We start from the raw sequence: 1,281 nt of genomic DNA, 5'->3' as shown, positions 1-1,281 counted from the left end.
TAACTGCTTATAATCCACTAACAGGAGAATAAGCAATGACTACTCAATCTGACATTAAAAAACTGGCCGAGCAAATGGCTGGTAGCATGAACAGCTTTGATGATATCAAAGACTTCCAAAAGCAGCTCATGCAATCCTTTATCGATACTGCCCTTGAAGCTGAGATGGAAGACCATCTCGGCTACCCCAAACATGAAAAGGCGGATAAGCCTAACAAGCGCAATGGGCACACTAAAAAGACAGTCCGCAGTGACACAGGCGATCTTGAGATCTCCACCCCAAGAGACCGTGACGGCGCTTTTGAACCTGCCTTAGTGCGTAAGCATCAAAGTCGTATCTCAGGCCTTGATGATAAAATCATCTCATTTTATGCCAAAGGTCAGACCACCACTGAGATCGTTGATACCATCAAAGACATCTACGACGTTGATATATCAAGTTCTCTTGTCTCAAGAGTCACTGACAACATCTTAGAGGACATCACTGCATGGCAGAACAGACCGCTGAGCAGTGTTTATCCTATCGTCTATTTGGACTGTATTGTCGTTAAAGTACGCCAAGATAAGCAGATTATCAACAAGGCTATTTATCTGGCGCTAGGCGTAGGACTTAACGGTAAAAAAGAGCTGCTTGGCATGTGGCTATCAGAGAATGAAGGCGCTAAGTTCTGGCTAGGGGTTCTCACTGAACTGCAAAACCGCGGGGTGCAAGATATCCTCATTGCCTGTGTCGATGGTCTAAAGGGCTTCCCTGATGCCATCAACACCGTTTATCCCAACGCTCAGGTTCAGCTGTGTATCGTACATATGGTGCGCTACTCAATGAAGTTTGTGCCGTGGACGGATAAAAAAGCAGTAGCGGCTGATTTAAAAGCCATCTATGGCGCTGATACGCTTGAGATAGCAGAGGCCAATCTTGAGCACTTTGATGGGGTGTGGGGTAAGGATTACCCGCATGTGGTCAAGTCTTGGCGCAGTAACTGGGAGGGCTTAATGGTGTTCTTTGGTTATCCTAAGGACATCAGAAAAGCCATTTATACCACCAATGCCATTGAGTCGCTAAACAGTGTGATTCGTACGGCGGTGAATAAGCGTAAGGTGTTCCCGTCTGATCAGGCGGCATTCAAAGTGGTGTACTTAGCAACCCAGCAGGCATCCAAAAAGTGGTCGATGCCGATCCGTAACTGGACGTCTGCTCTTAATCGCTTTATGATTATGTTTGATGACCGTATCAGCAGGCATTTAATCTAAAGGGCAGTTACACAGAATGTGGGATGGTCTC

1 protein-coding gene is annotated in these 1,281 nt (G+C 46.2%); it reads left to right on the top strand.

All coding sequences use genetic code 11. The features are described 5' to 3' along the window. Window positions 1-35 precede the first annotated feature (35 nt). Window positions 36-1,250 (top strand): IS256 family transposase, encoded by a 1,215-nt coding sequence (locus EI162_RS14210; protein ID WP_192524948.1) that lies wholly within the window; start codon window positions 36-38, stop codon window positions 1,248-1,250. The last annotated feature ends 31 nt before the right edge of the window (window positions 1,251-1,281 follow it).

The organism is Psychrobacter sp. FME6 (assembly GCF_014861365.1).
Taxonomy (GTDB): Bacteria; Pseudomonadota; Gammaproteobacteria; order Pseudomonadales; family Moraxellaceae; genus Psychrobacter.
The sequence above is the reverse complement of the archived record's forward strand: the minus strand, read 5'-3'. Positions and strand labels throughout refer to the sequence as shown.

Excerpts from the sequence above, each read along its gene's own strand:
- EI162_RS14210 (WP_192524948.1), top strand. The coding sequence starts at position 36 with ATGACTACTCAATCTGACATTAAAAAACTGGCCGAGCAAATGGCTGGT.